This window comes from Weizmannia sp. FSL W8-0401, assembly GCF_038009125.1.
Classification (GTDB): Bacteria; Bacillota; Bacilli; order Bacillales; family Bacillaceae_C; genus Weizmannia; species Weizmannia coagulans.
The window spans coordinates 1,472,889-1,496,543 of sequence record NZ_JBBPAG010000001.1 but is presented as its reverse complement, the minus strand read 5'-3'; the positions used below and the strand labels follow the sequence as shown (position 1 = coordinate 1,496,543).

Annotated in this window: 23 protein-coding genes; 12 read left to right on the top strand and 11 right to left on the bottom strand. The window is 48.2% G+C overall.

What is annotated here, in order from left to right:
- Nucleotides 1–31: 31 nt before the first annotated feature.
- The 3 genes from NSU00_RS07075 to NSU00_RS07065 form a co-directional block, all read right to left on the bottom strand.
- Nucleotides 32–2,050 (bottom strand): ABC transporter ATP-binding protein, encoded by a 2,019-nt coding sequence (locus NSU00_RS07075; protein WP_340702599.1) that lies wholly within the window; start codon nucleotides 2,048–2,050, stop codon nucleotides 32–34.
- Nucleotides 2,050–3,801: an ABC transporter ATP-binding protein gene (locus NSU00_RS07070; protein ID WP_029141605.1), complete on the bottom strand. Its 1,752-nt coding sequence runs from the start codon at nucleotides 3,799–3,801 to the stop codon at nucleotides 2,050–2,052. Before NSU00_RS07070 ends, NSU00_RS07075 begins: the two co-directional genes overlap by 1 nt.
- Nucleotides 3,802–3,957: 156 nt before the next feature.
- Nucleotides 3,958–4,272, bottom strand: a complete 315-nt coding sequence (locus NSU00_RS07065) for a heme biosynthesis protein HemY (protein WP_019721208.1) — start codon at nucleotides 4,270–4,272, stop codon at nucleotides 3,958–3,960.
- Between the two features lie 382 nt (nucleotides 4,273–4,654).
- Here NSU00_RS07065 and NSU00_RS07060 point away from each other — a divergent pair, with 382 nt between their 5' ends.
- On the top strand, nucleotides 4,655–6,007 hold the full coding sequence (locus NSU00_RS07060) for an MFS transporter (protein WP_340703566.1): 1,353 nt from the start codon (nucleotides 4,655–4,657) through the stop codon (nucleotides 6,005–6,007).
- Between the two features lie 41 nt (nucleotides 6,008–6,048).
- Here the strand turns inward: NSU00_RS07060 and NSU00_RS07055 are convergent, their stop codons facing one another.
- Nucleotides 6,049–6,867: a hypothetical protein gene (locus NSU00_RS07055; protein WP_340702597.1), complete on the bottom strand. Its 819-nt coding sequence runs from the start codon at nucleotides 6,865–6,867 to the stop codon at nucleotides 6,049–6,051.
- Between the two features lie 141 nt (nucleotides 6,868–7,008).
- On the opposite strand from NSU00_RS07055, the gene NSU00_RS07050 reads away from it, so the two are divergent.
- Nucleotides 7,009–8,106: a DUF3900 domain-containing protein gene (locus tag NSU00_RS07050; protein ID WP_328194356.1), complete on the top strand. Its 1,098-nt coding sequence runs from the start codon at nucleotides 7,009–7,011 to the stop codon at nucleotides 8,104–8,106.
- Nucleotides 8,107–8,136: 30 nt separating this feature from the next.
- On the opposite strand, the gene NSU00_RS07045 is transcribed toward NSU00_RS07050, so the two are convergent.
- The 3 genes from NSU00_RS07045 to NSU00_RS07035 all read right to left on the bottom strand — a co-directional run bounded on the left by NSU00_RS07045 (nucleotide 8,137) and on the right by NSU00_RS07035 (nucleotide 11,149).
- Nucleotides 8,137–9,534: an amino acid permease gene (locus NSU00_RS07045; protein WP_340702596.1), complete on the bottom strand. Its 1,398-nt coding sequence runs from the start codon at nucleotides 9,532–9,534 to the stop codon at nucleotides 8,137–8,139.
- A 241-nt stretch (nucleotides 9,535–9,775) separates the two neighbouring features.
- Nucleotides 9,776–9,913 carry a hypothetical protein gene (locus NSU00_RS07040; RefSeq protein ID WP_017552812.1) on the bottom strand — a complete coding sequence of 46 codons (138 nt, stop codon included), beginning with the start codon at nucleotides 9,911–9,913 and terminating at the stop codon, nucleotides 9,776–9,778.
- A gap of 204 nt (nucleotides 9,914–10,117) precedes the next feature.
- Nucleotides 10,118–11,149, bottom strand: a complete 1,032-nt coding sequence (locus tag NSU00_RS07035; protein ID WP_340702595.1) for a polysaccharide pyruvyl transferase family protein — start codon at nucleotides 11,147–11,149, stop codon at nucleotides 10,118–10,120.
- A gap of 408 nt (nucleotides 11,150–11,557) precedes the next feature.
- On the opposite strand from NSU00_RS07035, the gene NSU00_RS07030 reads away from it, so the two are divergent.
- The 4 genes from NSU00_RS07030 (at nucleotide 11,558) to NSU00_RS07015 (ending at nucleotide 16,042) form a co-directional block, all read left to right on the top strand.
- The gene (locus NSU00_RS07030; RefSeq protein WP_340702594.1) at nucleotides 11,558–12,250 is read left to right on the top strand and encodes a response regulator transcription factor; all 693 of its coding nucleotides are present in this window, start codon (nucleotides 11,558–11,560) and stop codon (nucleotides 12,248–12,250) included.
- Nucleotides 12,247–13,251: a sensor histidine kinase gene (locus NSU00_RS07025; protein ID WP_017550830.1), complete on the top strand. Its 1,005-nt coding sequence runs from the start codon at nucleotides 12,247–12,249 to the stop codon at nucleotides 13,249–13,251. The genes NSU00_RS07030 and NSU00_RS07025 overlap by 4 nt, the downstream gene beginning before the upstream one ends.
- Before the next feature lie 96 nt (nucleotides 13,252–13,347).
- Nucleotides 13,348–14,109: an ABC transporter ATP-binding protein gene (locus tag NSU00_RS07020; RefSeq protein WP_088775938.1), complete on the top strand. Its 762-nt coding sequence runs from the start codon at nucleotides 13,348–13,350 to the stop codon at nucleotides 14,107–14,109.
- Nucleotides 14,099–16,042, top strand: coding sequence for an ABC transporter permease (locus NSU00_RS07015; RefSeq protein ID WP_340703565.1), 1,944 nt, complete (start codon nucleotides 14,099–14,101; stop codon nucleotides 16,040–16,042). The genes NSU00_RS07020 and NSU00_RS07015 overlap by 11 nt, the downstream gene beginning before the upstream one ends.
- 110 nt (nucleotides 16,043–16,152) lie before the next feature.
- Here the strand turns inward: NSU00_RS07015 and NSU00_RS07010 are convergent, their stop codons facing one another.
- Nucleotides 16,153–16,452: a hypothetical protein gene (locus tag NSU00_RS07010; RefSeq protein WP_013859277.1), complete on the bottom strand. Its 300-nt coding sequence runs from the start codon at nucleotides 16,450–16,452 to the stop codon at nucleotides 16,153–16,155.
- 119 nt (nucleotides 16,453–16,571) lie between these two features.
- Here NSU00_RS07010 and NSU00_RS07005 point away from each other — a divergent pair, with 119 nt between their 5' ends.
- Nucleotides 16,572–16,862 (top strand): DUF1292 domain-containing protein, encoded by a 291-nt coding sequence (locus NSU00_RS07005; RefSeq protein WP_019721199.1) that lies wholly within the window; start codon nucleotides 16,572–16,574, stop codon nucleotides 16,860–16,862.
- 154 nt (nucleotides 16,863–17,016) lie between these two features.
- Here NSU00_RS07005 and NSU00_RS07000 read toward each other — a convergent pair whose 3' ends face one another.
- Both NSU00_RS07000 and folE read right to left on the bottom strand, forming a co-directional pair.
- Nucleotides 17,017–17,964 (bottom strand): NAD(P)/FAD-dependent oxidoreductase, encoded by a 948-nt coding sequence (locus tag NSU00_RS07000; protein WP_328194340.1) that lies wholly within the window; start codon nucleotides 17,962–17,964, stop codon nucleotides 17,017–17,019.
- A gap of 19 nt (nucleotides 17,965–17,983) precedes the next feature.
- Nucleotides 17,984–18,631 (bottom strand): GTP cyclohydrolase I FolE, encoded by a 648-nt coding sequence (gene folE, locus NSU00_RS06995; RefSeq protein ID WP_195850327.1) that lies wholly within the window; start codon nucleotides 18,629–18,631, stop codon nucleotides 17,984–17,986.
- Between the two features lie 302 nt (nucleotides 18,632–18,933).
- Between folE and NSU00_RS06990 the strand changes: the two genes are divergently transcribed.
- Entirely contained in the window at nucleotides 18,934–19,137 is a 204-nt protein-coding gene (locus tag NSU00_RS06990; RefSeq protein WP_013859272.1) for a cold-shock protein, read from the top strand.
- Between the two features lie 155 nt (nucleotides 19,138–19,292).
- Here NSU00_RS06990 and NSU00_RS06985 read toward each other — a convergent pair whose 3' ends face one another.
- Nucleotides 19,293–19,544 carry a hypothetical protein gene (locus NSU00_RS06985; protein WP_340702591.1) on the bottom strand — a complete coding sequence of 84 codons (252 nt, stop codon included), beginning with the start codon at nucleotides 19,542–19,544 and terminating at the stop codon, nucleotides 19,293–19,295.
- A 244-nt stretch (nucleotides 19,545–19,788) separates the two neighbouring features.
- On the opposite strand from NSU00_RS06985, the gene msrA reads away from it, so the two are divergent.
- The 4 genes from msrA (at nucleotide 19,789) to NSU00_RS06965 (ending at nucleotide 23,654) form a co-directional block, all read left to right on the top strand.
- Nucleotides 19,789–20,319, top strand: coding sequence for a peptide-methionine (S)-S-oxide reductase MsrA (gene msrA, locus NSU00_RS06980; protein ID WP_013859269.1), 531 nt, complete (start codon nucleotides 19,789–19,791; stop codon nucleotides 20,317–20,319).
- Between the two features lie 98 nt (nucleotides 20,320–20,417).
- Entirely contained in the window at nucleotides 20,418–20,714 is a 297-nt protein-coding gene (locus NSU00_RS06975; RefSeq protein ID WP_014098395.1) for a phasin family protein, read from the top strand.
- A 65-nt stretch (nucleotides 20,715–20,779) separates the two neighbouring features.
- On the top strand, nucleotides 20,780–22,450 hold the full coding sequence (locus NSU00_RS06970; RefSeq protein WP_340702590.1) for an ABC1 kinase family protein: 1,671 nt from the start codon (nucleotides 20,780–20,782) through the stop codon (nucleotides 22,448–22,450).
- Between the two features lie 16 nt (nucleotides 22,451–22,466).
- Nucleotides 22,467–23,654, top strand: a complete 1,188-nt coding sequence (locus NSU00_RS06965; protein WP_195850325.1) for a CynX/NimT family MFS transporter — start codon at nucleotides 22,467–22,469, stop codon at nucleotides 23,652–23,654.
- Nucleotide 23,655: the final 1 nt, after the last annotated feature.

The following is a 23,655-nucleotide window of genomic DNA, read 5'->3' as shown; positions in this document are numbered from 1 at the left end:
ATAGTACAGATTTCGCTTCGCCTTGCCGGATTTATCCGGCTGCTTCCGTTCCGCCTGAATGCTGCATTTGGTACATTTGATAATACTTCCCTTTTCTTTCCATCAGCTCTTCATGGCTTCCGCGCTCCACAATCCGGCCGCGGTCCAACACCAAAATTTGGTCGGCATTTTTGATGGTGGAAAGCCGGTGGGCAATGATAAACGTGGTCCTTCCTTTTTTCAGGACATCCATGGCATGCTGGATGGCCAATTCCGTTTCCGTATCAATATTGGACGTCGCCTCATCAAGAATTAAGATAGCCGGGTCAAAAGCAAGTGCGCGGGCAAACGAGATGAGCTGGCGCTGCCCGCTCGATAAAGTGCTCCCCTTTTCAAAGACCGGTTCATCGAGCCCTTCTTCCAGATTTCCGATCACTTGATCGGCGCCGACCGCTTTTAACACGGCAGCCGCTTTTTCTCTTGTAATCCGCGGGTCCCCGAGGCTGACATTTGAATAAATCGTGCCGGTAAACAAATACGGGTCCTGCAGCACGATCGCCATATGTTCACGGACGGCCTGCCGCGGAAGCGACCGGATATCCGTCCCGTCAATCCGGATTTCTCCTTCATTACAGTCGTAAAAACGGAACAGCACATTCATAATGGAACTTTTCCCGGATCCGGTATGGCCGACAAGCGCGACCGTTTCACCCGGCTTTGCCTCAAAGTCAATGTCTTTCAGCACATATTCGTTTTCTTTGTAGCCGAAAAAGACGTGCCGGAACTCCACATGCCCTTTAAAGCGCGGTACGGATTTCGCCTCCGCATCCTCGCCTTTTTCGTCCAGCAGCCTGAAAACACGTTCGCCGGCAACAAGCGCCTGCTCAAGATTGCTGAACTGGTTGACAATATTGCTGATCGGGTTAAACAGCCGGTTAATATAGTCCACATAGGCATACAAAAGGCCGACGGAGAGCCCGGCTGACAAACCGGAAAGGGCGCTGTGCCCGAAATACCAGAGAAACGCCACAAGCACGAGATTTTTTAAAATGCCGGTTAAATTATGGGACGACAAGGCGTTTAACATCAGCATTTTGTTCTGGTATTTAAAATGCGTCCGATTCAGCTGTTCAAAGGTTTCCTTCGTTTGCTTTTCGCGCCGGAAAGCCTGAATGACCGGCATGCCCTGGATCGACTCATTGATCATGGCATTCATTTCGCTCACTTTCGAACGGATCATCCGGTTGTACTGCTGGGCAAACTTCCGGTATACCCGCATCCACAGCCATAAAATGGGCATTAACAACAGGCAGACAAGCGCAAGTTTCCAGTCGAGCAAAAACATCGCAATATAAATGCCGGCAATATAAACCAGGCCGCTGAAAAAGTTTGACAGCACGGCCACATACAATTCGTGGATGGCTTCCGTATCATTGGTGATGCGCGAGACAATCTTTCCGGCCGGCAGGTTGTCAAAAAATGGGATCGGCAATTTTTGCAAGTGGATAAAAAGGTCATTCCGCATTTTCTGGATAATCCGGTTTGCAGCTTTTTGCAAATAAAAATATTGCGTAAACTGGCCGAATCCCGACACAACATAAAGGCCGAAATACAAGATTAACAGTTTCAAAATATACGGGATTTCCGGGCTGTAAAAGCGGAGCACGCCCGCATAGGATATCTTTTCCGCCCGGTAAGAAGCCGTTTTGCCATTATAGGTCATATACAGTTTTCCGTCCCGGTACGTATTTTTCCCGCCGGTTTCAACACGGCCTTTTACGAAATAAAAGTTTCTTCCTGCCTGGACAATCGTCCGCTTCTTTCCTTTTTTCTCCTCAGCGGAAGCATAAACAAGCCGTTTGTAATGGCGGCCGTGATAAGAAACCGCCTGGCGGGCATCATGGGTCTCCACCCATACGCTTTCAATGCCGGTGATATGGCGGTCAATCATCGTTTTTGCCACGATCGGGCTGAACACATCCGCCCCAACGGCAACCATAAGGGCCGCGAGCGCAATCAAAATGGAACTTTTAAAGTTCATCGCATAGCGGAAAAGCCGTTTTGCAGCCATTATGCTTCCACCTCCTCACGGGACTTGAGCTGTTGGCGCATGTACTGTTCGTAATACCAGCCCTTGTTTTTCAACAGCTGTTCGTGCGTCCCTTCCTCTGTGATAAGGCCGTTATCGAGGACGACAATCCACTGGGCGTGTTCAATCGCCGACAGCCGGTGGGTCGCGATGATGGTCGTTTTATTTTTCCGCTCTTTCCGGATGTTCGCAATAATGGACGCCTCGGTCTTGGCATCGACAGCGGACAGCGCGTCATCCAGGATCAGAATTTCCGGATCTTTTATGACGGCCCGTGCAATCGAGATCCGCTGTTTCTGCCCGCCTGATAAAGCCACCCCTTTTTCGCCGACAAGCGTTTCAAGGCCGTCCGGGAGCATTTCAATATCTTTTTCAAGCGATGCGGTCCGGATTGCTTTCTGCAGTTCCGCTTCCCCAGCCGAATCGGTACCGAACAGAATGTTTTCTTTCACCGTTCTGGAGAAAAGCACATGGTCCTGCGGCACATACCCGATCCAGCCTAACACTTCTTCTTTGCTCAGTTGTTCAATCGGGACGCCGGACACAAGCAGCCGGCCGCTTCCAAGCGGGTATTCGCGCAACAGCTGTTTGATCAACGTTGTTTTTCCGCTGCCGGTTTTGCCGGTGATTCCGACCGTCTCCCCTTTTTTGATCTTTAAATGAATATGCTTCAGGTTCTCTTCCCGCGACTTCGGATAGTGGAAAGTATAATCGGCAAATTCTATGATATCCGGCTGTTCAACCGTTTTCGGGTTTTCCGGGTCTTTTACATCTTCCGCATACCGCAATGTTTCATTTACACGATCCAGCGAAGCATTGCCGCGCTGCATGACATTCATTAATTCCCCGATCGCAAACATCGGCCATGTCAGCATGCCCAAATAGACATTAAAGGAAACAAGATTTCCAAGTGTAATTTGCTGGTGAAAAACGAGATAAGTGCCGTAAGCAAGGCCGATCGTGTAACTCATCCCGGTAATGATCTTTGTCAGCGGGTTAAAAAGCGCGTCAATTTTTTCGACCGCAATGTTTTTTTGATAAACGTCCTCCGTCATCGCCCGGAATCTTGATACGTCCGCTTTTTCCTGGTTATAAGCACGGATGACACGGACGCCGGCAACCGACTCCAGCACCCGGTTATTTAAATCCCCGAAGGCGTCCTGGGCGACTGTAAAGCGTTTATGGATTTTCTCTCCCAGCACTTTAATGCCGGCTGCCAGAAACGGAAGCGGCAAGATCGAAACGAGCGTTAACTTCCATGAGATCAGCACGGCCATGGTCAGAATAATGGTCAGCATATACATTGTTGAATCAACAAGCGTCAGAATCCCGAAACCCGCTGTCTGGGATACTGCCCGCAAATCATTCGTCGCCCGCGCCATAAGATCGCCCGTACGGTTCCGTTCAAAAAAAGGGGGCGCCATTTTTAAAAAATGGTTCATTAACCGGGACCGCAGCATTTTTTCCACGATAAACGCCCCGCCGAACAAGTTATACTGCCATATATAGGTCAGGCCGTAAAGGGCAGCTGCAATCGCCAGCATAACGCCGATATAGAGGGAAAAAATGTGCGCTGTCATCTCCCCGGTGAATATTTTATCAATGGAATCGCCGAGAATCATCGGCGGGAGCACTTCCAGCAAGTTGACAACCGAAAGTGCAAGCACTGCAATCGCATATCTTTTCCAATATGCTTTAAAAAACCAGCCTAATTTCCCCAGTACACTAAACAAACCGTCGTCCTCCTCCCGTCATTTCTGTCTCTACCCGCCTTCTTTCTCTCCGTAAGACAATAGCAAAACCGGATTATTCTTCATCCTCTTCATCCCCTTTTTCAAAATGTCCATAGCCTGGAAAAGCACAGCCCTTCAACATAAAGTTCAAAAAAATCAATGGTGATGGTGATGACCGTGTTCGCGTTCAATCCGCGGGTTTGTAATTACAAATTCTTCCTGCGGTACGTAAAAATACTGGATCCAGATGCCGTCCAAATACGGCTCGCGCGAATCAAGCAAAATATCAATGCCCTTATCCGTTTTGACAATTTCATCCTGTTCTCCCGGCGTATCCAGCGTAATATCGTAATGGGCATGGTCGCCGTGCATCTGGGCCACAAAGACGCGGATCATTTTTCCTTCCGCATCTCCTTCATCCAATATTTTTTTTAACATTTTTGCAGCATTCCGATTGATTTTAACGTTCATGTTCCTACCTCAATTCTTCTTGTTTTTGTTTCTTTATTATGACAGAAAAAACGGAAATCGCAAACCGGAATGCTTCGTGTGATGTGGCGAATATATACTCACAGGACAAACTGCTCTGTAATTAAGTTTACCAAGCGAACAGCCGGTGTTTTCCTGCAGTATTGGCTGAATTTATACGGCTTTAGAGGGCATGCCTGATGTGTTTCAGCTGCACTCCCGGGCCTGGCCAGATTCAGGCCGGGATACCGGATCTTCACTGGCATAATATTTGCACACCCGAAATATTTGTTGTATGATACTTCTGTTTTTGAACGGGCATGAAAGAAAATGAAAAGGATATTCTGTAGAAAGAAGTCTTTCATCTGAAGCGAGGGGGATTGTTATGGCTTTATCCAATAGAACGGTTTTTTTAACGGCCATCGCTTCCGGTACGATGCTGAACCCGCTGAATTCATCGATGATCTCGCTCGCCCTTCACAGCATCCAAAAAGATTTCCATTTGAGTTTTTCAACTGTGTCGTGGCTCATTTCATCCTTTTATTTGGCAAGCGCGGTTGCCCAGCCTGTAACCGGAAAAATCGGCGATATGATCGGGCGCAAAAAAATGTTTCTTGCAGGGCTGTTGCTTGTTGCCGTTTCGGCAATCGGCGCGCCGCTTGCACCGGCCTTTTTCGTGCTGCTTCTCATGCGGCTTTTCCAATCGATCGGTTCCAGTGCCATTTATCCGTCCGGTGTCGCACTGATTCGTACCCATATTCATGAAAACCAGGCCTCGGCGCTTGCTGTCCTTTCCATTTTTGCGTCGGCCATGACGGCACTCGGGCCGACTGCCGGCGGGATTTTAATCGGGATTGGCGGCTGGCCGTCGATTTTTCTCGTGAACTTTCCTTTTATCTTGATTAGTTTTCTGCTTGGCTGGTTTATCTTCCCGAAAGATCCGGAGAACAGGCATGCTTCTTTCAAAGATGTTGTGCACGAGCTCGACTGGACCGGCATTTTCCTGTTTGCTGCCGGGCTTGTGCTGCTTTTGTATTTTCTGCTGGAACTGGAATCATCTGTCCATATTTGGACCGGTGCGGCAGGCATTGTGCTGCTTGTCCTATTTGTGATCTATGAAACCAGAACGGACCGTCCGTTTATTGATGTCCGCTTTTTATACAAACACCGGTCCCTCTCTGTTGTGTATTTGCAATTTATCGTGTTGAATTTATTCAATTACTGTTTGTTCTTCGGGCTGCCGAGCTTCTACCAGGACGGGCTCCATTTCAGCGTGCACACCAGCGGGTTCATGATGCTCTTTATGTCCGGCGCAAGCATCCTCATTTCCCTCGTTTCGGGCAAATGGATCGACCATGCCGGAACCGCCGGGCCGATCCGTATCGGTGCTTTAACCATGATTGCCGGCGCCGTTTTCATGGCATTTTTCTTTATCCATGCCCCGGTCTGGCTGATGGGTGTGATTCTGTTTATCCTGGGCATCGGTTACGGGATCGGTAATGTTGCGCTGCAGGCGGCGATGCTGAACGAATCGCCCGAAACCATGGTCGGCACAAGCTCCGGCCTTTTCCAAACATGCCGGTATTTAGGCTCGATCCTGTCGTCCGTCGTGCTCGGCGTTGTGTTCGCAAGTGGCATGTCAACAGCCCGTTTTCTTATCCTGTCAGCTGTTTTAATTGCAGTGAGCGCATTTTTCTTTCTGCTCAGCTTAAAAACGGCGCGTGCCCGGGCAGTATAACAGAAAAAACGCGGCAAAAGGAAGCATGCCGCGTTTTTTCCTTACCGCCTCTTTTTTGCCAAAATAGAGAGCAAACCAATGCTCATCCAAATTAAAGAAAACAGAAACGCAATGCCTGAAAACGCCAAAATATATGAATTATAAGCCGAGATGCGCGCAATCAGGCCGCTTGTCCGGAATCCGAAGAGAAAACCGGCCACATTCAGGAAAACAAGAAAACCAAAAATTGACAGGCAGCCGTTCCATGCCCCTTTTAAATCCGCGGTGCTCAACGAAATATGCGAGGAAATGCAAATGCCGGCAATGGCAAAAATCCAAAAACGGGGGTTCATCAAGTTTTCGATTGAAAAAAGATAGCTGGCGAGTGCGCCGATAGAATGGCCAAAAAATGCAAAGAAACTTTCGAGGCCGGAATACGGATGAAGCCCTGTCCTGATTGCCTGCATGAACGGCCGGTATGTATCCGGCAATAAAACATACATGCCTAGCGACAAAATCAAAATGCCGATATACACCGGGGCAGTTCCAATGAAAAAATTTCCGATTTTCTGGTAAATGCTGCCCGGGTTGTATTGGTGGCTTACATACCCAAGCGTGCCATCACCGCTTTTCAGCTGGAGCCATTTGATCTCGACAATTTCATGCCTGAAAATGCCGCACATCAAGGCATGGCTAAATTCATGGACCGGCGTACCGAGCCATGCCGTCACCGCAATCCCCTTCCACCCGAAAACGTGGTAAATGAAGGCCGTTGCCCGCTTTTCCAAAAAACCGAGCACAAACCCGACCACAATGATCGTTCCAAGCAGGTTGACAAGTTCAACCATACTTAAAAGCAGAATATGTAAAAAGGTTTGCAAATCTCCACCTCTTTTTTCAAAAATCCGTTTTCCTATCCATTTTAATCCCGCAAATCATCCGCGTCCAGCAAGCACATTGTGGAAAACCGTTTTTTCAAGTAAAATAGTGCTCAGTGAAAAAAGAGAAACCGGGTGAAACGATTGGATTTTAACATCAATTTCCTTTCCTTTTATGTCATCCAGACAGACGGGGAGGGCGAACAAACGAGAAAACAGTTCAGGCACTTTCAAACTTTAGATCGCGAAAATTATGAGATAAGTAACGTAAAAGACTTTCTCGATGGCGAACTTGAAAAAATCGTAAAAAGGAAAGTGGATAAGCATCCGAAGTCCGAACAAGTACCGACGAAAATCGGCCGCTTTATTGTGGAACCGGGCTACGGCCTTGACTCCAACCCGAACTTCAATTTGTTTAACCGTGCGCGCATGGCCGGCACGATTGGTGATTTTCAAAAAGCAAGCGAAGCCTTTCTCGCCGCCTATCTGGACACCAATGCTGTCAGAGACGGCGCGTTTCTGATCGCAAATGCAACGATGCGGAAATACTTCGATGAACCGTTTGTTTTTTTGTTGAAATGCGATTTCGAACCGAAAGTCGCCGCGATTGCCGATGAATCCACATTGTTGAAAAAAGTGGAAATGGCGATTACCACAAAAGGCATGAAATCCATCCAGTATCCGCATATGCCGGAAGAAGGCATGATTGAAGAATCAGAGCTGAAAATTCACCAGGCATCCCACGCCCGTTATTTCGAAGAATTTTTAAAGTATGTGGAATATGGCGAATCGATGCCGGAAATCATGAAAGCGCAAGTGAAGACGATGGTGGAAGAACATTTTCAGGAAGTGCTGCATGAAGACAGCATCGAATACGAGCAATTGGAAAAAGAACTTGAGATTTGGGAAGCAAGCCCCAAGCGGGCGTTACAGGAGCGGTTGCCGGCGGAACAGGTCATTGAAGCCGCGGCCCAGATTGCCGAAACCGCTCCGGAAGCCGATTTGCAGATGAAACTGGACCATATTTCGGTGAATGCCCTCCTTTCTGATTTTGGTGAAACGGTCCATCTTGCCAAAATCGGAGACCGGTATATCACGATCGTCGAGTCTGAATCCATCCTCTTTGAAAAAGGGTTTTCGCCCGTTGAATTTCTGCAGCCGGACGAACTGGAGAAAGTGCTTGGACGGTTGAAGAAGAAAGCCGGAGCCGGGATAACGGACATCGTAAATGAACAAAAATAGCGTGCGCAAATCGCACGCTATTTTTGCCCATTATTGGGGGTGATCCAGTATCTTTTTCCCTTTGGATGCTGCAGGCTCCGCCGAACGGCCAATGCCGAAAACAAAATAGCAAACCGTAACAAGACCAAGAAAGACAATACCCGCAACAAGTGACATCCTCGTTTCATCATTAAACCACATGCCGATCAGGACAGCGATTAAAAATGCAATGGTTACATAGTTGGAAACAGGTGCAAACGGCATTTTAAACGGATGGTTTTTCATTTCAGCCTTTTTCATCTTTCTGAACTGGATCTGGCTGATTAAAATGACAAACCACGGCACCATCCCCGGCAGGACGCTTGCGCTGTATACATAGACGAACAGATTTTTCGGTGCGATATAGCTTAGCACCACACCAATCACGAGGCCGGCAAGCACACCGATTGTACCTAAAAGCGGGACGCCGTTGCCCGACACTTTCGTGAAAATCTTCGGCGCCTGGCCGTTTACGCCGAGCGTATACAGCATCCGGCCGGCGCTGTAGATGCCGCTGTTGCAACCGGATAAGGCGGCGGTGACGACAACAAAATTGATGATGCCGGCTGCGGCCGTAATGCCGATTTTTGCAAAAGTCGCCACAAACGGGCTGCCGATGGAATCCAGTTCATTCCACGGATAAAGCGTAACAATGACGAAAATGGCGCCAATATAGAAGATCAATATGCGCCAAATGATATTTTGGATCGCATTTTTCAATGTATGGCGGGGGTCTTTTGCTTCGCCCGCCGTAATCCCGATCAGCTCAACGCCCTGGTAGGCTGCCACTACCAAAGATAAGGCAAAGAAGAAACCTTTCAGCCCGCCGGTAAAGAAACCGCCATGCTCCCACAGATTGGAAAACCCGACGGCATGCCCCCCGTTGCCGATCCCGAATAAAATGATGGCAAGCCCGGCGATAATCATAAAAATAATCGTCACCACTTTAATCATTGCAAACCAGAACTCAAACTCCCCAAATGATTTTACAGATATGAGATTGGCCGTTCCGAGTATCACCATGGCTACAAACCCCGGAATCCATGCCGGCAGGTGCGGAAACCAAAATTGCATGTAAGATCCAACCGCAATGATTTCCGACATGCCGACAATCACCCACTGGAACCAGTTGCTCCAGGCTGTGAGAAAACCTGCGAGCGGATGGATGTATTGATGGCCGAATGTGGCAAAGGAACCCGTGCTTGGCTCAACGTAGAGCATTTCCCCCATTGCACGCATAATAAAAAAGATAAAAATACCGGCAATCGCATACGCGAGCAACACGGACGGACCTGTCCATTTAATGGTGCTGGCAGACCCCATAAACAACCCGACACCGATTGTGCCGCCAATCGCGATCATTTGAATATGCCGCGCATGCAACCCTCTGTTTAACTCTCTTCCTTCCACGCCATTCACTCCCGCTGTTTTTTTCAAACATGCTTAAAAAATAGAAAAATAGCATTGTCACAAATTACTTTTTAATTGTAATATGTTTTTACCCAGAATACAATTGTTTATATACAAGGAACAAATATTTTATTATCATAGAATAATTTAAACATTCCTTTTTTTCTTGTTTTAGAAAAAGACCGCCCCTGATGAAGAGAGCAGTCTTTTTCCGCCAATTCAAACCGTGCATCCGGTCTGGCTACCGGTTATTTTTTTCTCTTACATCATCATTCGGTGAATTTCCGGTTCCGTCTTTTGCTTTGCTGTTCGGCGTCCCGTATATTTGGTTGTCTTTCGTGACTTTCGCGCCTTCCAGAAAAGGATCTTTTTTCTTCATATGCATTCTCCTTCGAGGTTGATGGACGTTCAGCCGGGCCGCGCATGAGCAGGCTGCCCCGCCCTGCTTTCCCCGCTTATTTTACTATTTGCAGGCATGCGGCAAACATGCACGCCTTGTTTAAAAAAGCCCGGCGGATGCCAGCCGAGTAGGCATGCACAAAAGCGTGTCTGATGCGGCCGGCATCGGAATGGCACGCATCGTTTAAGATTTAAAATAATCCCGCAGCACCTGGAAATCTTCCGACAGATCTATTTCATTCGGTTCCGTCTGAAGCAGGCGGGCGATCAACGGTTCGAGTTCGTCTGGATCCTGCTTGTCCGTATACTGGATAAAATTCAATCCGGAAAGCCAGTCGGTATAGGAATGTTTTGCTTTCCCGTAGCTGTTGCCGAATACGAGGCACGGCGTTCTGGTGATAATCGAAAAAATCATCGCGTGCAGCCGGTCGGTAATGACAAGTTTGCGCGAGCCGATCCGGTGCAGCATTTTCATAAAATATTTTTCCCTGTCTGCGTAATCGATCGCGTCCACTTCCGATAACACGGTATCCGTGCGGTCAACAGGCCCGATGTTCGCAGCTCTTTCCATGAGCTCGGAAACAAAATTTTCATCTGTCACTTTTTCTTTATCGGCCCTTAACACAAAAAGCACGCCATCCCCTTCCAGATCCTGCGGCTCAATTTTTAACGACAGGACCATATCGGGGGTGTACAACACATTGGCACGAAAGGTTTCCTTGACGATTTGCAGGCTTTGCGATTCGCGGGCACATATGGTCAAATTCGGATTCATGCCATAGGCTTCCTGCGACTTCCTTTTCTCCCGCTGCCCTTTTTCGGTCGGTTCAAAATAAACGGATTGCGGCATAGAGATCGTTTTATAATTTTTAAAAGCCGAGATCACTTTTCGGCGGTCTTCTTCAATGTCCAGGTAGAGGCTGCCGAGATTGCCGCCACCGGTAAAGCAGACGATGTCATCTTTCCCGATGATGTTTTTTACAAATTCAATGCCGTCATCCGTCGCGTAGTCCATGATTTCAATGTATTCGTAATAAGGAAAATGGTTGCGGATAAATTTTTCCTCCGCATAGGCAATGGCCTGGTCCCCGATATTGGTGTAGCTTGGGGAACCAAAGAGGAAAATTTTTCTTTTATCATTGTATAAGGCATCGGATTCCACATTTGGGGCAATCCCCTTTGCCGGTTTTTTGCCATTTCGGATTTGTTCGCTCATACATTATCCCTCCGTCATCGTTACGTGATTATGCTTGCCGGATAATTTCTTGTACCCTTTTCTAAAGGGCAATACACTTGGATAAGCGAACAAATCTTAAAATTAGTTATTTTAATATATTATCTTTTTTTGTCTTTAAAAAGTTATGGTGTATTTGTAAACAGCAACGAGGGATTAAAAAGAACGGGGATTGAAAAAAGCTATAAAGGAACAACTACGGGCGTTAGCGATATCATCATAAAACCAGTTAGGTGAAAATAAATGACAGGCCATTTAGATATCACCATCCATCAGATATATGGTGCTTCAGGCTGATTCTGTATTTTGTAAGAGAATACCTGCAAATATAGCCTGCTGCCGCCTTTTCTTGTAAAATGGAGGGTAGCAAAAATAGAAAGAGTGGTCCGGTTGATAAAAATTCTAATCATTGAAGACGATGTGACGCTGTTTCGTGAGGTGAAAGAAAGGCTTTCGCAGTGGTCATTTGAAGTTGCGGGGATCCGCGATTTCGGGCATGTGATGGAGGAATTTGCGGAATTCCGGCCTGATCTGGTGGTCATTGACATCCAGCTTCCGAAATTTGACGGGTTCCACTGGTGCCGGCAGATTCGCGCACACTCCCATGTCCCGATCCTTTTCCTTTCTTCCCGCGACCATCCGACTGATATGGTGATGGCGATGCAGCTCGGTGCGGACGATTATGTGCAAAAGCCTTTTCATATCGACGTATTAATCGCCAAAATCCAGGCCATTTTGCGGCGGGTATATGCCTACACAAGCGAGCAGGCAGTTTTAAAAACATGGTGCGGGGCCACAATCGATTTGCAGAAAAACACGGTCGAAAACGAACATGGATGCATTGAACTGTCAAAAAACGAAATGTTTATTTTGAAAATTTTGGTGAACATGAAAAACCGGATTGTGAGCCGCACGCATCTGATCGAATGTTTATGGGACGATGAAAGGTTTGTGAGCGATAATACATTGACCGTGAACGTCAACCGCCTGCGGAAAAAACTTTCCACGATCGGGCTCGGTGACTGTATCGAAACAAAAGTGGGCCAGGGCTATATGGCGCTTGAAAAGGATGCCGGCCTATGATCCGGATGTTTCTTGTTGAACGAAAAAGCTGGGTAATATTTTTTGCCGCCTGCCAGCTGATGCTGCTTTTCATTGCCTGGCTTGATCCGCAAATCGCGCTTTCATCCGTTCTTTATATCGTTTTTTTAGAAACGATTGCTTTTCTTCTTTTCCTTTTCTTCCGCGCTCGGAAAGAAGTGAAATTTTATCAAAGCCTTTCAGAATGGGATGGGGATCTTGATACGAGCGAGATCACCCGCCCCGGAACCCCTTTTGAACAGATCGTGCATCAGGCTGTACAAGCGCAGGCGGAACATCTACGGGCGGAAACTGACCGGAACGCGTCCACGGTGCAGGAAGAACAGGATGAATTAACGGCATGGGTACATGAGGTCAAAACACCGATGACTGCCATGCAGCTCATCATTGACCGGCTTCAAGATGAAGAAGCAAAAGTGTCGCTCAATTATGAATGGCTGCGCATCCACCACCTGCTTGACAAACAGCTTCATGAAAAACGGATCGGCAATATGGAAAATGACGTTTATATGGAAAATGTTGACCTGAAACGCCTGATCTTCCAGGAAATCAAAGCGATTCAGCCATGGTGCATTCAAAAAGGCATCGGTTTTGACGTCTCACCGGGGGTTCCGGCAATTGTTACAGATGCAAAATGGCTGTCGTTTATCCTCCGGCAATTGCTGGTAAATGCGGTCCAGTACAGTTGCGGGACAGACATCTCCATTTCCGGAAAAATGGCAGACGGCCGCTTCCATTTATCGGTGGCAGACAAGGGGTGCGGCATTGACCCGAAAGATTTGCCGCGCATTTTTGAAAAGGGATTTACGTCTTCTGACCGCAGCCAAAACAGGGGGGCAACCGGCCTCGGCCTGTATCTTGCCAAAAGGGCGGCGGAAAAATTAAATATCCTGCTTACTGTCCAGTCGGTTCCCGGCGCCGGTTCGACCTTTACGCTCATCTTCCCGGAAAGAAATAGCTTGCAGCAAATTACAGGCATGTGACAAAACTGTCATATGCTTTTCTGTATTGTTAGCTGAAACGAAGGAAGAAGCATGCCGGCTTTTCTATAATGAAATCATATCAGAAAGGGGGAGCCAATCATGATCCTTGAAGCAAAAAATGTTTATAAAACGTACGGCAACAAGTGGAACAAACAAGAAGTTTTAAAAGGGATTGATTTAAATGTTGAAAAAGGAGAATTCACGAGCATTATGGGGCCGTCCGGATCAGGGAAAACGACATTGTTAAATGTCCTTTCCTCGATTGACCGGCCCAGCCGCGGTTCCATTGAAATCGAAGGCAAAGCGTTGACGAAAATGAAAGACAAGCAGCTGGCGGAGTTCCGGAAAAGGCATTTAGGCTTTATTTTCCAGGAATACCATTTGCTTGATACGTTAACGGTGAAGGAAAATATATTGCTGCCGCTGTCTGTGAAAAAAGTTTCAAAACGCGAGGCGGACGAAAAATTCCATGCGGTTGCGGAAGAACTTGGCATTATGGATATTCAGGACAAGTATCCGAATGAAATATCCGGCGGGCAGAAGCAGCGGACATCGGCAGCGCGGGCGTTTGTCCATGAACCGGGTCTTATTTTTGCCGACGAACCAACAGGTGCGCTCGATTCAAAGTCAGCATCCGACCTTTTGAATAAATTAAGCCGCCTGAACGAAAAAAGAAAAGCAACCATCTTAATGGTCACCCATGATGCGGCCGCAGCCAGCTATTCGGGCAGGGTCATTTTCATTAAAGACGGGCAGATTTATTCCCAACTGCATAAAGGCACCGAATCAAGACAGGATTTCTATCAGGCCATCCTGAAAACACAGGCCGTGCTGGGAGGTGTGCAGCATGACGATTAACGGTTTGATTTACCGCAATTTTAAAAAGAACCTTCCGCATTATGCGCTGTATATTTTCGCACTCGCCTTCAGTGCTGCATTATACTTTGCGTTTGTGACACTGCAATACGCCCCTTCTCTCGCCGAAGTAAAATCTTCCGTAAAAGGGCTGGCCGCGCTGAAGGTGGCGTCGGTTTTGCTGATCGTCATTGTGGCGGTGTTTCTCTTTTATGCCAACCATTTGTTTATGAAAAGGCGGAGCAAGGAAATCGGGCTTTTCCAGCTTGTCGGCATGACGAAAAAAGAAGTGTTCCGGATTTTAGGGACGGAGAATTTTTTGCTCTACTACGGCTCACTCTTTGCCGGCATCTTTTTCGGGTTTGCGGCATCCAGGCTGCTGATGATGCTGCTGCTTCGGATTATTCAGGTTAAAACAAAGGTCTCTCTTTATTTTTCGATCCAGGCTTTCGAGCAGACGATCCTTGTTTTTTCCATCATTTTCGTCCTGATCCTGCTCATCAACAGCATCTTTATCAAACGGCAAACAATCCTTTCCCTCTTCCGCACCGTTTCATCCACGGAAGACCGGGCCGCACGGATGTCAAAAGCGGGGCTGGTGCTCGGGATAACCGGATTTGTCTGCATCGGGGCAGGATACTATATTTCATCAAAATTATTCAATGGGGACTTTCGAACGGCGCGTGCCTTGTTTACCGCAATGGGAACCATTTTAGCCCTTGTCATTCTCGGGACCTACCTATTTTTTAAGACTTCTGTCCGCTTTGTCTTTTACCTTATCCGGAAAAAGAAAGGCGGGTATCTGAATATCCGGGATGTCATGTCCCTGTCCGCCATCATGTTTCGGATCCGTTCGAACGCAGTGCTGCTGACCATCATCACAACCGTGTCGGCACTTGCGATCGGCTTATTATCATTAAGCTACATTACCTTTTACTCTGCCGAAGATACAGCCCATAATGTAGCAGCTGCGGACTTTTCTTTTATCAAAACGAATGAGGCGAAACAATTTACAAAACGTTTAAATGAAAACCGCATCGCCTATGAAAAAGAAGAAATTGCAGTCGTACGGGTTACAGCTGATTTAAGCAGCCTGTTCGATAAAAAAACAAAAGATCCGAAGTTTGATACCGGCGCCGTGCCGATCGCAGTTGTCAGCGATGCGGCAGTGAAAAGATTTGATGTAAAACCCGGGCAGGCGGTCTTTTCCGGCTATCCCGATGCCCTGGCAAAATTTATGCCGATGAAATCGGAAGGGATGATTGACTTAACAGGCAAGCGGAAAACAGCCAGACTCCGCATCGTTGCGCTTCGCAAAGACCAGATTCTTTCCAATTATTTCTCTGGCAGCATGCCCGTTCTAGTGACGGATGATGCGTTCTTCCAAGATTTAAAAAAGGATACGGACCCGAAAATTCAATTGGATTCAAAGCGCTTTACCGGCATCAATCTGAAGAAGGAGGAAGATCTTGGCAAAGCAGACCGACTGTTCCAAAGTCTGCACTTCCCTTCAGATTCCTTTGCCTATTCCAGCCCTGAAATCTTCAAAGCACAAAAAGAAAACATGGGCGTTGCGATGTTTATTGTCGGATTTCTCGGGCTTACATTTCTGGTCACGTCCGGCTGCATTTTGTATTTCAAGCAGATGGAAGAAAGCGAGGAAGAAAAGCCGTCCTACACCATTTTGCGCAAGCTTGGCTTTACAACGCAGGATTTGACAAAGGGCATCCGGATCAAGCAGCTTTACAATTTCGGCATTCCGCTTTTGCTCGGCCTTTCGCACAGCTACTTTGCGGTAAAATCCGGTTGGTTCTTTTTCGGGTCCTCGCTGTGGACGCCGATGCTGATCGTGATGGTTCTATATACATTGCTTTATTCGGTATTTGCCCTGCTTTCTGTGGAAGGATTTAAAAAGGCAATACGCGATTCCTTATAATGATCACCCCTTGGGTATCCAAGGGGTGATTTTTCCATTTCCGGGATTGGAAAAAGACAAGATCATGATGGGCCGTCTCCGTGCGGGCGGCATCTCATTTGTTTCCGGATTCATCGTTTTAACTTGGTAATTTCTTCCGACACCACAAAAGCCAAATCGTCATTGCCGAATAAGGATAATACATTCAACACGGTCCCGCTGCTGATTTCTTCTGCTTCTTCTTTCGGCACCGTCAGGGCAAGCGCTTCTTCCAGCAAGACGTTTTTTGCCTGTTGCGGGTACGCCCTGCTGTATAGTTCTTCCGGATCTAGCCCATTATTCACGCACCATTGGGCAAAAATGAGCGCCATCATTTTCTCATCCATTTTGTATTGTTGTATGATTTTTTCTTCCATGTCTTTTTTATCCATATATACACCCCTTTCCGAGATCCGGCTGCTATCATGATAGCGCACTTTTCTTTCTTTTGGCGTGTTTTTTCGGTTTTCGTATACAATACGCAACAGACGGAAATGAAGGAGGAGACCCGATGGCAAATATTGAACAGGGTGAAGTGTTTACAATTACGGAAAACGGGCGTGAGCAGGAAGTGGAAATCATCGGTGTATTGTCGCTGGAAGGAACCGAATATGCCGCCGTTTCATTTGTTGAAGATTTAGAGGAACAGACAGGCCGGGACCTGGATGTGTTTTTCTTGAAAACAGACGAAGAAGGCGACCTGGACGCCCTCCATTCAGACGAAGAATACGAAAAAGTTTCTGCCGCTTTCAGCCGGGTGCTGGGCGGGGAAGATGCCCCACAACCTGACGGCCGGGATTAAAAAACAGAAAGGGGCAGGGCAAAGTGTTTTGAGGCCATCGCCACTGAACAATTCGTAAAGCCGGCATTTGCTTGCCCCACCTTCCTGCTCCGGAACGCACGGCTGCCCGGCCTTAAGCCGGCGTGCGCGGGGCCGTAAAGCCGCGGCAGATCGTTTATTTTACCGTCCGGGCACGTTCCCCCGCCAAACGGGAGGCAATATGCTTTGCTGCAGCAGCCCCCTGCCCGGCCGCCCCTGCAATACTGGAATAAAGCGGGCCGAGGCAGTTGTCCCCGATTGCATACAGCCATTCGCACTCGGTTTTCCCGTAACCGTCCGATACGATGTACCCGTCTGCATCCGTCCCGGCAACATGCTGAACGAGGCCGCTGTTCGGTTCCATCCCGATCCGGACGAAGACCGCGGATACCGGCAAAAAACAAGATTCTCCGCTTAAACGGACCAGTTCCACAGCTTCGGTTTGGTCTTCCCCGATAATGGCTTTCACACGCCTATTCGGCAAAATCCGGATGTTCTGATAAGATTGGGCCCGGCTGAGATAAGCCTGCCTGGCCCTGAAACGTTCCGAGCGGTGAATGAGGTAGACGTGCGCCCCTGCTTCTGCAAGCAAACAAGCGCCCTCAAAAGCACGGTCGCCGCCGCCGACAACTGCAACAGATTTCCCTTTAAACAAATGGCTGTCCTTCGTAGCTGAATACATTTCCCCGCGGGCGAACATCTCTTTTTCCCCCGGCACGCCAAGTTTTCTCCGTACGGCACCGGCAGCGTAAATCAGGTAGCGAAAACCGATCCTGGTCTTAAGCCCGCCTGTTTCCGCCACCGCAACTTTTCCGGCGCCATCTATTTTTACGGCGCGCGTATTCACCCGGTACCGGCACTGCAACGACTCGGCATGCCGGACAAAAAGGTTGCGCATTTCCTCCCCGTTTTCCGCTTGCAGGCCGGGATAATCAATAATGCGATTATGGATCAGCCTGAGCTGCCCGCCAAGCATTTCTTTTTCCTCAATGAGCAGATGGTCCATGCCAAGCCGGCTGCACCAGATCGCTGCTGAAATGCCGGCAGGGCCGCCCCCGATGATCAATATGTCCACATCCAGCATAAACACCATCCTTCTTTTTCTATTTGAGCAAGGATAAAAATTCGGCGCGCAAATCCGCCCGCCCTTCAAAAATGCCGCGGTAGGACATCGTTGTCGTGGACGCATCCGCCTTTTTCACGCCCCGCCCGCACATGCACATATGCTTGGCCTCTAAAACCACCATTGTGCCCTGCGGTTCAAGCACCTCTTCCACCGCATCCGCAATTTGTTTTGTCAGCCGTTCCTGGACCTGAAAACGCCTGGCGTAGCCGTCGACCATGCGCGCAATTTTCGACAGGCCGGTGATTTTTTCGTTTGGCAAATAGGCGACATGCGCGACGCCGAAAAATGGCGCGAAGTGGTGCTCGCATATGGAATAAAATTCGATATCTTTTACGAGTACGAGCTCCTTATGGTCGTGGTCGACGTCAAATGTTTTTGCCAAATGCAATTTCGGGTCTTCCCGGTACCCCTCTGTATATTCCAAAAAGGCCTTCAGCACCCGGTAAGGTGTTTCCTGCAATCCGTCGCGGTCCGGATCATCGCCGCATAAATCAATCAGGCTACGGACGGCTTCCATAAATTGGCCTGACTGCTCGAGTTTTTTGCTGATCACAGCAGGATGATCTATTTGATCTTTAAAAGTTTCTTCTATTAGTTGATGTTCCTTTTGTCCGGAAACAATCATGAATGGGTACAGCTCCTTTTGCAATAAAGTTTTCACTATCCGGCTATTTAAAAGTTTACAACGGCTGCCCGATTATATCAAATGTTGATGCCGCAAAGTGTACCAAGCTTTTTCCAAATGGACGCTTATGCCTGGGATGGATGCGGCAACAACGGGGATGAAAACCGGCCGGCGCATATTTTCAGGACAGATGGACCCAAAAAAAGCCGCAAATTTTTGCCTGCAAGTGAAAAAGGCGTTTAAAACCTGGGATTCTGGATATATTAAAAGCAAGAAAGGTTAAAAATTAGGAGGCATTAAACGTGGAACATGGTACAGTAAAATGGTTTAACAGTGAAAAAGGCTACGGTTTTATTGAACGGGAAGGCGGAGACGACGTGTTTGTCCATTTCTCGGCCATCCAGGGTGAAGGCTATAAAACGCTTGAAGAAGGCCAGAAAGTATCATTTGATGTGGAAGAAGGATCACGCGGCCCGCAGGCGGCAAATGTTCAAAAAGAAGACTAACGGTGCCCTTTGCGGCATCGTTTTTTTGCATAAAAAAGGACTCCTTTCCCTCCGCTTTTAAATGTCAAGCCTTGATCAATCCGGATTGTTCGGCGCCCGCTTTTCCCCCCAAAAAAAGAAACCCCGTGTCTACAGGGTTCATGCTGTGCGAACGATTATCCCGCTTTTCTATATGACGGATCGAATTCCGGATATTCATTCGGCAATTCTTTCCCTGACGCGCAAAGCATCAGCAAGTACGCCATTCCGAGCCCGTAGGTAATCAGTCCCCCTAGCAGAAAACCCCAAAACAAAATCAAAGACCAGTCCGTTGTGTGATCGCTTACAATAAAGTGAATGGCAAGAAACACCACACTCATCACCAGCTCAGCGGTTGCAAGCAGATAGTACCCCTTAAATTCCTTCATTTCACAACCCTCCCTTTTGTATATTATATTACTTCATGTTCACAAAATGTTCAAATTTTAAACGCATTTTTTAAAAAAATTGCATTTTAGTGGACAATACAAAAAAGATATGTTCTAAAACCCAAAACTGGGCAGATGCAACCGGAATTTTTTGATTTTTCCGCAGCAGGCCGGGCATTCTTTCTTGTCGTGGTGCGCAGGAAATGTTACGATTTAGAAAAAGAACCACCTTGGAGGAGAAGAAATGGCGGAACAATTTCAGAAAGCAACTTTTGCCGGCGGCTGTTTTTGGTGCATGGTCAAACCTTTCGACCAGTGGGACGGCATCGAAAAAGTCGTTTCCGGGTACACGGGGGGAACGGTCGAAAATCCTTCGTATGAACAGGTAAAGACCGGAACGACTGGCCATTACGAAGCCGTCCAAATTACATATGATCCCAAAGTTTTTCCGTACGAAAAACTGCTCGAAATCTTTTGGCAGCAAATCGATCCGACCGATGCCGGCGGCCAGTTCCAGGACCGCGGTTCTAACTACCGGGCGGCCATTTTTTACCATAATGAAGAACAAAAGCGGCTGGCGGAAGCTACAAAACAGCAGCTTGCAGAAAGCGGCAAATTCAAAAAGCCGATTGTAACTGAAATTTTGCCGGCGAAGCCCTTTTATCCTGCCGAAGACTACCACCAGGATTTTTATAAGAAAAACCCGAATGCCTATCACGAAGACCGGGCGAAGTCAGGCCGCGACACGTTTATTGCCTCCCATTGGGGAAAATAGCCCGTTAATTATCCGTTTTTACACACCTTTCCGTTTGTGATTCCGGCCGGATTGGGCTATGATTACATTAAGATAGAGGAGAAAGGAAGGAATTGGAAATGCGCGATAAAGTGAACCAATTGTTATCACTCGGCCTCGGCATGGCGGTGCTCAGCAAAGAACAAGTAGAAAAGGCAGTCAACCGCCTCGTGGAAAAAGGGAACCTGACAAAAGCAGAATCCACACAATTGATTGATGAACTGCTGGAAAAAGGGGAACAATCCAAACAAGAACTGAATCAGGCCTTGAAAGACCGGGTCAACGAGATCCTTTCTGAAATGAATGTTGCGACAAAAGATGAAATCAAGGCGCTGGAACTTCGCATCCAGCAGCTTGAAGAACGGTTGAACCCGTAAACCGGTTGGCCCTTTTTCCTGGGGCCGGCTGTTTTTTTGCATAAAACAAAACCGGGGGTGGTTGCTTGCTTTCCAGAAAGATGAAGCACGGAAAAAGATACCAGGAAATTGCCGGCGCTCTAATTAAAAACGGCCTCGGTTATTTGATCAACGATTGGGGCCTTTCGGATTTCTTTCCTTTTCCCTCGAAAAAAGCGGCTCCCCGCATCCCCCATCGCAGCACCGGGGAAAGGATCCGGCTGTTTTTGGAGGAATTGGGCCCGACATTCATTAAACTCGGGCAGCTGGCCAGCTCCCGCCGCGACATTTTGCCGGAATCGATGATTGCTGACCTGGAAAAATTGCAGGATAATGCCACGCCGTTTCCGTATGAAGACGTAAAAAAGATTATCAGGGACGAACTCGGGGCGGGCGTTGAGGAGCTGTTTGCTGAATTTGATCCGGAACCGCTCGCAACTGCATCGATCGGGCAGGTGCATAAAGCCAAATTACATACGGAAGAGCCGGTTGCGATCAAAATCCAGCGCCCAAATATCCGCCCGGTCATTGAAACCGATCTGGAAATATTGGAAAGCCTTTCCCTCTCCCTTGAGTCCCGTTTTGAATGGGCAAGGGCTTACCAATTGCGGGACATTGTCGAAGAATTTTCCCAGGCGCTGTTGTCCGAGCTTGATTATTACCATGAAGGCCGGAATGCGGAACGGATCGCCAAACAATTTGAAGGCGATGAAAACATCCGGATTCCGAAAATTTACTGGGACTTTTCCACAAAAAGAGTCCTGACAATGGAGTACATAAAGGGCAGGAAAATCAGCGGGTTTTTCAGTGAAACCGTCCCCGGGTACCGAAAAAAAGTCATTTCTGAACGGCTGATCCATTCGATGCTCCAGCAGATTTTTGTGGAAGGATTTTTCCACGGCGACCCGCATCCGGGAAACATTGTCGTTTTGCCCGGCGATGTGATTTGCTATATGGATTTCGGCATGGTCGGCCGGCTTACGGAAGAAACCAAGTACCATTGCGCTTCGCTCGTCATTGCGCTGATGCGGGCGGATACGAATGCCATTATGAAGTCGGTTGATGCGCTTGCGGAAATTCCGGAAGAAACCGATCTTCATCTGCTGAAGGAAGATGTCGAAGTTCTCCGCGAAAAATATTATGATCTGCCGCTCAGCCAGTTAAGCTTGCGGGAAGCGATCAATGATTTGTACCATCTCGCATTTAAATACCATATCCGCTTCCCTGCCGATCTGACGATACTCGGCAAATCGCTGATTACGGTGGAGGGCGTCGTGGAATCGCTTGACCCGGAATTCAGCCTGATCGAAGCTGCGCGCCCGTTCGGGGAAAGGCTGCTGCGGGATCGGTTGCGGCCGGGCAGGGTCGCGCGGAAAGGATGGAAAACGTTTTTGGACCAGGCGGAAATTTTGCTTGAGCTTCCGAAAAATTTGCGCGATATTTCCAAAACGATGCGAAAAGGCAAGTTCAGGATGGAGGTCGTGATACCAGATTTGCATTTATTTTTGGAAAAACTTGACAGGATCAGCAACCGGCTTTCCTTTGCGATCGTCCTGCTCGCCTTTAGTATCTTGATGGTCGGGCTGATGATCGGAACGTCCATCAGCGGCCAGTCGACAGTGATCTGGAAAAACCCGATCATTGAGATCGGATTCGGTGTTGCGACATTGATGCTTTTATGGCTGCTGTTGTCCATTTTTAAATCAGGAAAGTTTTAAAGGAGTTTAGAAAAAGATGGGTGATCAGAAAGAAAAAGTATTATCCGGGCTGCTTGTGGCAGGCGTTATATGTATTGCAGCCAACCTCAGGCCGGCAATCACTTCCGTCGGGCCGGTTATCGGCACGATCCGCCACAGCCTTCATATGTCAAATGCACAAGCGGGATTTATTACGACGCTCCCGCTTCTTGCCTTCGCACTGATTTCACCGCTTGCGCCCAAACTGGCAAGCCAGATTGGCCAGGAGTTGACATTGCTTCTTGGGATTGTCATTTTATTTATCGGCATTTTGGCCCGCACGGCCGGGAATGCCGCCATGCTTTATATCGGTACAGCTTTTGTCGGGACAGGCATTGCAATCGGGAATGTGCTGCTGCCTAGCCTCATTAAACACCGGGTGCCTGAAAAACTCGGGCTGATGACGAGTATTTATACAACCGTTATGGGCGGATTTGCTGCGCTCGCTTCCGGCGTCAGCGTCCCGATTGTGGACGGGTTGGGGCTCGGGTGGAAATGGGGGTTGCTCGTCTGGGGCATCCTCTCTGTACTGGCTGCTTTGGTATGGATTCCGCAATTGCGCAGGCACGCGAGGGTAAAGTTTTCTGCCCATCAGGAAACGCCCGGAAGATCCGTCTGGCTGTCCCCGCTCGCCTGGCAGGTGACGCTTTTTCTCGGCCTGCAGTCATTTCTGTTTTACAGCACCATCGCCTGGCTTGCGGAAATTATGGTCAGCCATGGGGCAAGCCTCGTAGCGGCCGGTTGGATGGTGTCAATCATGCAGTTCGTCAGCCTGCCCGCTACCTTTATGACGCCGATTTGGGCGGAGCGGATGAAAAACCAGATTCCCCTTGTTTTCGGGATCACGATTTTTTATTTGTGCGGGCTTACAGGCCTTCTGTACGGCGGGCATATGTTTTGGATGTGGATTTGCATCATTTTGATCGGCATCGCCCAGGGCGCCAGCATCAGCCTCGCGCTTGCGTTTATCGGCCTCCGTTCGAAAACGGCCACTGAAGCCGCCAATCTTTCCGGCATGAGCCAGTCAGCCGGTTACCTTGTGGCGGCGGCCGGCCCGTTTTTGATCGGCTGGCTGTACGACCGTGCGCACAATTGGCATATGCCGGTCGTCATCATGATGATCTGCGGCATCCTCATGCTTGCCACAGGAACCGGCGCAGGGCGGAACAAATATGTATCAAGATAGA

Bases quoted from the DNA above. Each gene is read 5' to 3' on its own strand.
- NSU00_RS07075 (WP_340702599.1), bottom strand. From the start codon at position 2,050: ATGGCTGCAAAACGGCTTTTCCGCTATGCGATGAACTTTAAAAGTTCC.
- NSU00_RS07065 (WP_019721208.1), bottom strand. From the start codon at position 4,272: ATGAACGTTAAAATCAATCGGAATGCTGCAAAAATGTTAAAAAAAATA.
- NSU00_RS07060 (WP_340703566.1), top strand. From the start codon at position 4,655: ATGGCTTTATCCAATAGAACGGTTTTTTTAACGGCCATCGCTTCCGGT.
- NSU00_RS07040 (WP_017552812.1), bottom strand. From the start codon at position 9,913: ATGAAGAAAAAAGATCCTTTTCTGGAAGGCGCGAAAGTCACGAAAGAC.
- NSU00_RS07035 (WP_340702595.1), bottom strand. From the start codon at position 11,149: ATGAGCGAACAAATCCGAAATGGCAAAAAACCGGCAAAGGGGATTGCC.
- NSU00_RS07025 (WP_017550830.1), top strand. From the start codon at position 12,247: ATGATCCGGATGTTTCTTGTTGAACGAAAAAGCTGGGTAATATTTTTT.
- NSU00_RS07015 (WP_340703565.1), top strand. From the start codon at position 14,099: ATGACGATTAACGGTTTGATTTACCGCAATTTTAAAAAGAACCTTCCG.
- NSU00_RS07010 (WP_013859277.1), bottom strand. From the start codon at position 16,452: ATGGATAAAAAAGACATGGAAGAAAAAATCATACAACAATACAAAATG.
- NSU00_RS07005 (WP_019721199.1), top strand. From the start codon at position 16,572: ATGGCAAATATTGAACAGGGTGAAGTGTTTACAATTACGGAAAACGGG.
- NSU00_RS07000 (WP_328194340.1), bottom strand. From the start codon at position 17,964: ATGCTGGATGTGGACATATTGATCATCGGGGGCGGCCCTGCCGGCATT.
- folE (WP_195850327.1), bottom strand. From the start codon at position 18,631: ATGATTGTTTCCGGACAAAAGGAACATCAACTAATAGAAGAAACTTTT.
- NSU00_RS06985 (WP_340702591.1), bottom strand. From the start codon at position 19,544: ATGAAGGAATTTAAGGGGTACTATCTGCTTGCAACCGCTGAGCTGGTG.
- msrA (WP_013859269.1), top strand. From the start codon at position 19,789: ATGGCGGAACAATTTCAGAAAGCAACTTTTGCCGGCGGCTGTTTTTGG.
- NSU00_RS06975 (WP_014098395.1), top strand. From the start codon at position 20,418: ATGCGCGATAAAGTGAACCAATTGTTATCACTCGGCCTCGGCATGGCG.
- NSU00_RS06965 (WP_195850325.1), top strand. From the start codon at position 22,467: ATGGGTGATCAGAAAGAAAAAGTATTATCCGGGCTGCTTGTGGCAGGC.